The following is a 9722-nucleotide window of genomic DNA, read 5'->3' as shown; positions in this document are numbered from 1 at the left end:
CCCGGACCAGCGGGACTCTGTCCCGCTATCAGACTTTCGCTTCGCTCCAGTCTGGCCGGCGGATCCGCTGCGCTCCTCCGCCTGACGGTCCTTCCGGCTGCGCCTCCAGGACCGTTGGGCCCGCTGACGCGGGCCGGGCTAGCTGGGAGAAGGGTTGGGGGGCGCTCGTCGGTGTGAGTTCCAGTGTATCGAGTGCATCAGGGTGATGCAGCATGTAACGTTGGCGAAAATGCAGGAGAGGTCCTAGCCACTCCTGGCTTCCAGGAGGGACATTTGATCTACCTGTTCCGGGAAACACCCGGGATGCTGCGTGTCGGGGAGGACTGTTGCAGCTGACAAAACTTACCGAACGTGCTACCGGCAGCTCCCGCCTGCTGAACGAGACTTCCTGCCAACGCACCTCCCTGACAGAAAGCCGCCTCCGGGTGGCCTGATCACGACCGGGTGGGCCGAGAGATATGGACCGTCAGAACGCGTAGGTGCTCAGCAGACCTGTGGTCAGGGAGACAAGGGACAGAACGGTCAGGACGACCCCGGACGTCAGTAGGCCGCTCTTCCTGTCTGTCTGCCGTTCGGCCCCTCCCATGCGGGTGTCGTAGACGAGGGGGACCACGTCGCCCACCTTCGGGAAATCAGGCTGGGCGCTCACGACCCAACGGAACTCTCGCCCCTCAGCTGTGAGATAGGAGCAGACAATTCTCTGCGGCTGGGGCACGTTCCCTTCGTAGATGTGGTCCACGCAGGCCGCCATCACGGGCACCCCGTTGCGCTTCCTGCTTCTCTCCACCTGAAGGAGCCTCAGACCGAAAGGCAGCGAAAGCACCCCAAGGCCGATCAACCATTCCAAATCCACCGAGCCTCCAGCTCTCTATCTGATTCACGCAGCATACGTGGACAGAGGGCCGGCCTGTCCGGCACCGGGAAAGCATGACCAAGAAAAGGAATTGCATAATCTTCCTATGCTCGATGTAGGCCATTTCGTCACAATGACGGAAAGTCGGGAATCTGATACAAGGATGCTCCGGTCGATCTGAACCAATTTGGGCGCGGCCTGCATTCCGTAGGTGGCTCTCTGAAAAGCCACGGAAATTCAACATAGGAGGGCTAGGAAATTCCGGTGATGCAGCTCAAGGAACACCAGGTAGACCAGCGTTCCGCGTTTCGTAGGTGGGTGGGATTCCCTGCAAGGTCATCTGTGCCCCCGCAGGGTGCCCGTGCCACGATCGTGTCAGCGACCGGCTCGGGCAAGACGATCATGGCTGCCGCGTGCGCGCTGGAGTCGTTCGCAGACGGCCGGATCCTCGTCACGGTCCCGACCCTGGACCTGCTCGTGCAGACCGCCCAGGCGTGGCGCGCGGTGGGCCACCGGGCCCCGATGGTCGCGGTGTGCTCGCTGGAGAACGACGCCGTGCTGAACTCGCTGGGGGTGCGCACCACTACCAACCCGATCCAGCTCGCCCTGTGGGCCGGGCACGGGCCGGTGGTCGTGTTCGCCACGTACGCCTCTCTCGTGGACCGCGAGGACGTCGACGCCCCCGAGGGCCAGCGGAAGGTTCGCGGGCCGTTGGAGGCCGCTCTGGCGGGCAGGGAGCGGCTCTACGGCCAGTGCATGGACGGCTTCGACCTCGCGATCGTGGATGAGGCACACGGAACCGCCGGTGATCTTGGTCGTCCGTGGGCGGCGATCCATGACAACCAGAGGATCCCGGCGGACTTCCGGCTCTACCTCACCGCGACCCCCCGCATCCTCGCCGCGCCCCGCCCGCAGAAGGGCGCGGACGGCCAGGAGGCGGAGATCGCGACCATGGCCGACGACCCCAACGGCACCTACGGCGCGTGGATCGCCGAGCTCGGTCTGAGCGAGGCGATCGAGCGGGAGATCCTTGCCGGGTTCGAGATCGACGTGCTGGAGATCCGCGACCCCTCCCCCGTCCTCGGGGAGTCGGAGGAGGCGCGGCGCGGCCGGCGTCTGGCGCTGCTGCAGACCGCGCTCCTGGAGCACGCCGCCGCGTACAACCTGCGTACGGTCATGACGTTCCACCAGAAGGTGGAGGAAGCCGCCGCGTTCGCGGAGAAGCTCCCGGAGACAGCAGCCGAGCTGTACATGCGCGACGCCTCGGACGAGGACCTGGCCGCCGCCGACAAGCTGCCGAAGTCCTCGATCGACGCGGAGTTCTACGAGCTGGAGGCCGGCCGCCACGTGCCGCCGGACCGGGTCTGGTCGGCGTGGCTGTGCGGCGACCACCTCGTCGCCGAGCGGCGCGAGGTCCTGCGGCAGTTCGCCAACGGCATCGACGCGGCCGGGCGCCGGGTCCACCGCGCCTTCCTCGCCAGCTGCCGCGTCCTCGGAGAAGGCGTCGACATCACCGGCGAACGGGGAGTCGAGGCCGTCTGCTTCGCCGACACCCGCGGCTCCCAGGTCGAGATCGTCCAGAACATCGGCCGCGCGCTCCGCCTCAACAAAGACGGCAGCACGAAGGTCGCGCGGATCATCGTGCCGGTGTTCCTGGAACCCGGCGAGAACCCGACGGACATGGTGGCCAGCGCCAGCTTCAAGCCGCTCGTGGCGGTCCTCCAGGGCCTGCGCTCGCATGACGAACGACTGGTTGAGCAGCTCGCTTCCCGCGCGCTCACGAGCGGCAAGCGCAAGGCGCACATCCGGCGCGACGAAGAGGGGCGGATCATCAACGCCGGCGGCGAGATGGATGAGGACCAGGAGCACGACGACGGCGCCGACGCTGCTGCCGAGTCCGCGCTGCTGCACTTCTCCTCTCCCCGGGACCCCGCCACGATCGCGGCGTTCCTGCGCACCCGGGTCTACCGGCCCGAATCCCTGGTCTGGCTCGAGGGCTACCAAGCCCTCATCCGCTGGCGGAAGGAGAACGAGATCACCAGCTTCTACGCCGTGCCCTACGACGTCGAAGTCGAAGTCGGGGCGACCAAGGCGTTTCCACTCGGACGATGGGTCCACCAACAACGCAAGGCACTGCGAGCCGGGGAACTCGATCCGCACCGCAAGGAACTGCTCGACGCACCCGAGGCCGGCATGGTCTGGGAACCCGGCGAAGAGGCGTGGGAGAACAAGCTCGCCGCACTCCGGTCCTACCGGCGGGCCACGGGGCACCTCGCGCCCAGGCAGGACGCGGTGTGGGGCGAGGGCGAGGCGATGATGCCCATAGGTCAGCACATGGCCAACCTCCGCCGCAAAGGCGGGCTCAGGAAGGACCCGAAGCGCGCGGCGGAACGCGCGCAGCAGCTGGCAGCGATCGACCCGGACTGGAACTGCCCCTGGCCCCTGGACTGGCAACGCCACTACCGCCACCTCGCCCACCTCGCCACCGACGAACCCGACGGAATCTTGCCCGACATCGCACCCGGCGTACTCATGGACGGCGACGACATCGGACGCTGGCTGAAGCGGCAGAAACAACCCGGCGCCTGGAAGCAGCTGTCGACCGAGCAGCAGAAGCGGCTGGCGAAGCTGGGCGTACAACCCGCCGAAGCCCCGTCCCCCCCTCCGGCCGCAACGCGTGCGACAAAGGACCCCAGCAAGGCGCAGGCGGCGTTCCAGCGCGGCCTCACCGCCCTGACGCAGTGGGTGCAACGAGAAGGTGCCGACCGGCCCGTCCCGCGAGGCGCGGTCGTCGAGATCGAGGTCGACGGCGAGGCGGAACCGGTGGCGGTGAAGCTGGGTGTGTGGCTCTCCAACACCAAGCAGAGACGCGACAAGCTCACCCAGGAGCAGTTGGACGCGCTGCGGGAGCTGGGGGTGGAGTGGGCGTAGGGGTGTCGCTGCCTTCGATCAGAGATCCGCAGGTACTGGCCGTGCAAGAGGAGTTCCCTCTTTGAGGAACTGGCCTACTTGATCCATCCGGTCTGAGAAGCCCACCGGCGCGTGGTCAGCGAGGAGGTCAAGGTGATCCGCTGGCCATCCGGTGGGGTTTCCCTTGAGCAGTACCAACCGTTGATCGAATGCATAGTTAGCACGCTCGATGCGTTGGACCAGCGAGAGCGCATGCTCAAGGGCTTGCTCAGTGCCGCCTACGGCTTGGACGAGTACGGAACGCTCTGGGGTGTTCACGCGGACGGTTGGGCGGACTTTGGCGCCTCTGGGGAGCTCGATGGTTGGCCGCCTGTCGTAGGCGAAACGGGCTCCATCGAGGAACTGATAGAACTGACGTACCAACTTGCTTTCGCGTTCTGGAGCAGCCAGCCAGCGCAACCCATCGGTAGTGAGCATGGCGCTGCTGATGTCGGAGGCCAGGGCTGCGGCCTGTTTGATCGGGCGGCGGCCAACGATGCGGCCGTCGACTTCATGCAGCTTGAAGGCGCTAAGGGTTTCCGTCCATGCCGTAGCTGCGCGAGTGGGGCCCCACACATCCACGCCGACGTCGGCTAGCCGTGCCGCCATGACTCCGCCGTCGCTGGCGAGGGCATCTCCCCCTGCCGTACGGAACAGCACCGTGACACCGTCACCGTCGGCGAAGTACGCGCGGCCGGTCAGCGCAACGGTGCCTGGGCGGCCAGCTGGCGCAATGTGCCAGCAGCGCAGTGCGGCGGCGACCTCAGGATCGATAAGGGCGGAGGGGCTCACGGGTACTCCTCAAATCCCTCGAAGGTCGGGGCTGGCGTCGGCGGCGTCGGCGGTACCCAAAGGTAGCCTCCCCCGATGCTCATTCGGCATTCGTGGACGAAGTCGTAGACAACTCGGTCGTACTCCTCGTCCATAACGGCGAGCGTGGCATCGAGTACGGGGTCCGGCGAGTGGCGGATGTCATCAGGGGCGTAGACGTCCTTGTTGCCCCGCTGCTCACTCCACTTGTGCTTGTGGGTGCGGTTGATGTACTCCTCGCCGGTCTCCCGGTCAATGTGAGTCCCCCGTACATCAAGACGGCGTAGGACCGTGCGGCTGCCGGGATGGAGCAAGATGAGGCTGTACTCCCAGGGCTTGTCCAGTCCGATCCGGAACCGCAGCTCCAAGCGGCAGGAAAGGTCTGTACGCACGGGCGTATGAGCTTCTATGTGGATCGGTGCCGTGGGACGGCGCGGTGCGTTCTTCTGCTTCCACTGGAAGGGCAGGTTGATCGCCCCTCCGATCCGGCCCCCCAGAACCTTGTCGGCCAACGCATCGGTCATCACGTCATCACGGTCCATGCACTCCCCCTCACCATGGAGAGGATTAACATAGCGTCGTAAATGCGGACTGATAAGACTGAGCGAGCCAGTACCACTCGACCGAACAACCGCAGCGTCCGTCGGCACTGTGGTCGCCACGCACCCAGAGATCGACTGGGTAGACCTGCGCGCGATGGAGAAAGGCCGGCGCTTCCCACTCGCCACATCGGTGAAGCAGGCCGCCCCGGACTGGCCCGGGCCGTTGTCTGGACGTCCTCGTCCGGTGGGTGGGCCAGCATCGTCGGACAGGGTCAATCGTGGCGGTGGAGCAAGCCGCAGCAGGGCTTGACCGGCTCCTGCTCGTGGTCGTCCTCCAAGGTCGGAGGCACTGCCACTCGGAGACGGGCTGTTGCGATGGCGGCTGTCGCGCAAGCAACGTCGGCGGCGGGGCAGCCCCCGCACGCGGAACGGTCGCTGGCCTTTCAAGCGTCGCCGCGCGGTGAACTTCTCCCAGCGCTGGCCGGTGAATCTCTGCCCGTACCGCGAACACGCCGGTTGCCGTATCTCCCGCTCAGCTGCCTGGTGCCTCCCTCCTCCGCTTCGGCCTGCGCGGGCTGACTGCGGCAAAGGGCGTCGCCGTTGAGTGAGCCGGACTCGGAGGCTCAAAGCATGCAGAGACCCCGAACCGTATCGTCGGGGTTCCGTGCTGTCTGGGTGCTGAAGCACCGTTCGAGACAAGCCCCTGCTCATCGAACAGAGATTCTCTTTATCGCAACAGATTCAGATGAGCAGGTGCCGAGCACAGGTTGGCCCGTATCCCGCCAAACGGGACAATTCATCGGTGAGGGGGCGCCCACACTCCCGGCACGACGAGGACGGGCCCTCACTGGTCGGCTGCCACGACGGAGACGGCGACGGGCCCTGGCCGGGCGGCCGGCCGTCGTCGCGGGAGGAAGAGAGCAGCGAGGCAACGGCGATTGTCGCAACGGTGGTGACGACCGGCACGACGTGTGGGCGTGCGGCCACGGCGGCCTTCACAGCCTGCTCGCGGACGCGGGTGGCGGCCGTCGCCGCGGTAGCCCGGATGCGGGCTACGCGGCCCTGTTCGCCGCCATCGGCCACCTCGGCCGGGGTGATGCGGGGCGTCCGCCGCTGGTGCGGGAAAGCGTCATCCATGGTGCGGCCCTTCAAGGGTCTGACGGTTGGCCAGAGCTATTGAGCCTTTTCCAACCTCACGCTGATGCGTGGTGAAGGACGAGGACGGCCTCACCACGTCGGTGATTCGGTTGGTGCTGCGGCGGAGCTTCCGCGGGAGGCGCCAGCCCTTGATGGTGGCCATGGCCCGCTCGCCGGGGCAGCGGATCTTGGCGTGGGTGGTGTTGTGGCGACGCTTCCATCGCTTGAGGCGGTGGCCCCGAAACGGTACGCGGACGGGTCCGCCGGCGCCTTGATATGCCTTGTCCGCCCAGCATTTGAGTTCCGCATCGGCGGGGGCTTCGATGATGCCGTGCTGCCGCGCGGCGGTCAGGTCGTGAGTCGAGCCGGGCAGAGCCGGCGAGGCCCAGAGCAGCCGTCCGAACGGATCGGTGAGGACCTGGACGTTCATGCCGTGGCGTTTGTGTTTCCCGGAGTAGTACGGGGTGTCGGCGGCGATGCGGTCGATCGGCAGCAGGGTGCCGTCGAGGATCACGAACGCCTTCGTCCGGATCGTCTTCATCGCCTCGGCCAGGGACGGGGCAAGGGCGGCCAGGGCCTCGACGGCTTCACGTATGTAGCGGTAGACGGTCGCGATCCCGATGTCGAACCCGGCAGCGAGCTGGGCGTAGGTGTCACCGCACCGTAGGTGGGCCAGGGCGAGCAGTGCCTGACGTGCGGCGGGAAGGCGCCGCCACCGCGTTCCGATCTTCTGCCGCCGGGCTGTCAGTTGTCCGGTCAGGAACCGCAGGGTGCGGCTGGACAGATCAATCGAGGACGGATAGACAAGCACGCGAAGCTCCTGGCGGATAAGGGCGATCTTGGTCGAGAACCCGTCTACCAGGAGCTTCGTCGTTGCGCAGGACAGTCCAACTCGCGGTCAGACACCACAGCTCGAAAAGGGCTCACTGCCCCGTCGTGGCCGATGGGGCGCTGGTGGAGTGGGGACCTGCGTCGGTGTGGCGTGCCGCGGTTTCCCACGAAATCCGGTGGAGTCTCAGCGGCCGGAAGTGGTTGGGTCCTGCTCAATGCTTCGCTGACACGGCCCGGCACAGTGCGAGGCGCAAGGTCCGAGTCGCAGGGCGGTCTAGGCGGTTTCGTTTGGATCATCGGGCGGACCAGAGGAAGATGCCCGCGATGTGGAGTCCGGCCAGGTAGATGGTCGCGGTCTTCTCGTAGCGGGTGGCGATACCGCGCCACTGCTTCAGGCGGTTGATGCACCGCTCGACGGTGTTGCGCTGCTTGTACGCCTCCGGGTCGAAGGCCGGCGGTCTGCCGCCGGCCTGTCCGCGCCGCTTCCGGTTGGCCTGCTGGTCGGCCCGTTCCGGGATCACCGCCCGGATGCCGCGTCTGCGCAGATGGTCACGGATCTCGCGGGAGGAGTAGGCCTTGTCGGCCAGGACCATGTCCGGTCTGGTGCGCGGACGACCGCGCTGTCGGGGAACGCGCAGGCGGTCCATCACCTCGGTGAAGGCGGGTGCGTCACCGGCCTGACCGGCGGTGAGGTGGAAGGCCAGGGGCCGGCACCGGCCGTCGGCGGCAAGGTGGATCTTCGTGGTCAGTCCGCCGCGGGAGCGGCCGATGGCGTGGTCCTGCGGCTCGTCGGCCGGGGCCCCTTTTTGCGGGCCCCGGCCGCGTGCTGGTGGGCCCGCACGATCGTGGAGTCCACCGACACAGCCCAGCTCAGGTCCTCGTCAGCGTCGGCCTGGGCCACCAGGGCGGTGAACACCCGCTCCCACGTGCCGTCGGCGGCCCACATCCGCAGCCGGTTGTACACGCCCCGCCAGTTGCCGTACTTCTCCGGCAGGTGCACCCACTGGGTACCGGTCTGGAACTTGTAGGCGATCGCGTCGATCACCTCACGATGGTCCCGCCAGCGGCCACCTCGCTTCGGCGTCCGGTCCGGGAGCAACGGCTCGATCCGCGCCCACTGCGCATCAGTCAACGGCACACCCAGACCAACGACCGACTGATCCAAACGAAACTGCCTAGCCCGCGCGTTGTCGAGTGGTGGAGGTTATCGCGGTGGCTGGTTATGGGGCGCTTTCCGACGTATACGAGTGGCTGATCGGGGACGACAGGTTGACCCCCGCCAAGGCAGCCGCGGTTTACTACAGCGATGTCATGGGCTCTCTGCCGCCCAACGCGCACGTCCTCGACTGCGCGTGTGGAACCGGCCAGCTCGCCGTCGGTCTCGCGAGTCTTGGCCTTGACGTGGTCGCCACAGACGCCAGCAAGGGGATGGTTCGCCGGACCGAGAAGGCCGCCGACGAGCAGGGTGTCTCGCTTCGAGCCCTCCGCGCGAGCTGGGACGAGCTGCCCGACCACCTGGAGGACTCCACGTTCGATCTGGTGTTCTGCGTCGGCAACTCGCTGGGGCACGCCGAGGGCGCAGCCGGGCGCCTGACCGCACTGGAAGCGATGTCGCGGCTGCTGAATCCGGGCGGACGCCTCGTGCTCCACTCACGCAACTGGGAGCTCGTGCGCTCCGCCGGCTCACGGGTGGACGTCCGCGATCGGCTCATCCGCCGCAACGGCCGCGATGCGGTCGTCAGCTACTACTGGCAGATCGAGCAGCGCTGGGAGCAGGAACACTTCCTCGAGATCGTGGTCGCCCAGATCGAGCCGGATGGGTCAGTGCGAGCCTGCTCGGAGCGGTTGTCCATCTGGCCCTACCGGTACGAGGACCTCGTGGCGCAGTTGCAGAGTGTCGGGCTCACGGTGCAGTCCACCACCTTCGACCCCGAGAGCGATGGATACCTGGTGGTCGCCAGCCGCGACCAGGCGCGAGGCACGTCGGAGCCGGCGCGCTGATCCGCCTTCGTCGTTGCCGGCCTGCCGGCTCGCGACCACCTGCAGCCCGTCCTCACCTTGCATCTGACCTGCTCAAGCGGAGGTTGGAAACAGCTCAACGACTGGGACAGCAGCGCACCGCCGCGACACAGGCGCCGTGCCGCGTCAGCTCGCTCTGCTATCAGCCACTTGACACAGGAGGGGAACAACGTGTCCAGACTCAAGGTCGTCGCCGGAGCGGTCATTGCCGCCGTTCTCATCATGCCGACCAGCAGTGCAATCGCACTGAGCGCAAAGGGGGGCGGTGTCACCGCGACGTCGCCGTGGAACTCTGACTCCGGCGTGATTTCCGTGTATGACGGCAGCGCCGACGGCGACCCGGGCAAGGCGGAGTACTACCGTCAGGCCAGCCCCGACACCAAGCGGACCCTGTGGAACCACAGCGGTTCCGGCACGCGTGTCGTCTCGGGTGACGGCTCCCGCATCATCAAGTTCCAGGCGTGCGACGAGAACAACGCGGCTCCCGACGACTGCTCGGGCTGGGTCGCTCCGTAAGGAGACGACCACGTCAACCGCCGGGCCGGCAGCCCAATTGCCAGCCCGGCGGCTCATCTGTTTTC

At 67.0% G+C, this 9722-nt stretch carries 8 protein-coding genes and 1 pseudogene; 3 read left to right on the top strand and 6 right to left on the bottom strand.

The annotated features are described in order from the left end of the window. Positions 1-466 precede the first annotated feature (466 nt). Positions 467-649: a hypothetical protein gene (locus tag C1708_RS33865; RefSeq protein WP_133169126.1), complete on the bottom strand. Its 183-nt coding sequence runs from the start codon at positions 647-649 to the stop codon at positions 467-469. A gap of 471 nt (positions 650-1120) precedes the next feature. On the opposite strand from C1708_RS33865, the gene C1708_RS33550 reads away from it, so the two are divergent. Beyond that, a complete protein-coding gene (locus C1708_RS33550) occupies positions 1121-3784 on the top strand; it encodes a DEAD/DEAH box helicase (protein ID WP_106416687.1) in 2664 nt (887 codons plus the stop codon). A gap of 18 nt (positions 3785-3802) precedes the next feature. On the opposite strand, the gene C1708_RS33860 is transcribed toward C1708_RS33550, so the two are convergent. From C1708_RS33860 to C1708_RS33515, 5 genes and pseudogenes are all read right to left on the bottom strand, one after another. Beyond that, entirely contained in the window at positions 3803-4594 is a 792-nt protein-coding gene (locus tag C1708_RS33860; protein ID WP_133169125.1) for a hypothetical protein, read from the bottom strand. Then, on the bottom strand, positions 4591-5154 hold the full coding sequence (locus C1708_RS33540; RefSeq protein ID WP_106416685.1) for a hypothetical protein: 564 nt from the start codon (positions 5152-5154) through the stop codon (positions 4591-4593). The genes C1708_RS33860 and C1708_RS33540 overlap by 4 nt, the downstream gene beginning before the upstream one ends. A gap of 741 nt (positions 5155-5895) precedes the next feature. Next, the gene (locus C1708_RS35990) at positions 5896-6291 is read right to left on the bottom strand and encodes a DUF6011 domain-containing protein (protein ID WP_106416684.1); all 396 of its coding nucleotides are present in this window, start codon (positions 6289-6291) and stop codon (positions 5896-5898) included. A gap of 56 nt (positions 6292-6347) precedes the next feature. Then, positions 6348-7102, bottom strand: a pseudogene (locus tag C1708_RS33525) (transposase family protein). A gap of 313 nt (positions 7103-7415) precedes the next feature. Beyond that, positions 7416-8287 (bottom strand): IS5 family transposase gene (locus C1708_RS33515; RefSeq protein ID WP_437076537.1). Its coding sequence is split into 2 segments (ribosomal slippage): positions 7416-7927 and positions 7927-8287, totalling 873 coding nucleotides; the frame shifts between segments, so codons are not numbered across the junction. Positions 8288-8334: 47 nt separating this feature from the next. Here C1708_RS33515 and C1708_RS33510 point away from each other — a divergent pair. Both C1708_RS33510 and C1708_RS33505 read left to right on the top strand, forming a co-directional pair. Next, positions 8335-9123, top strand: coding sequence for a class I SAM-dependent methyltransferase (locus C1708_RS33510; RefSeq protein WP_106416694.1), 789 nt, complete (start codon positions 8335-8337; stop codon positions 9121-9123). 189 nt (positions 9124-9312) lie between these two features. Then, positions 9313-9657, top strand: coding sequence for a hypothetical protein (locus C1708_RS33505; RefSeq protein ID WP_241911507.1), 345 nt, complete (start codon positions 9313-9315; stop codon positions 9655-9657). The last annotated feature ends 65 nt before the right edge of the window (positions 9658-9722 follow it).

The sequence above is a fragment of the Streptomyces sp. DH-12 genome (assembly GCF_002899455.1).
Classification (GTDB): Bacteria; Actinomycetota; Actinomycetes; order Streptomycetales; family Streptomycetaceae; genus Streptomyces.
This window is presented reverse-complemented; position numbering and strand designations above follow the sequence as displayed.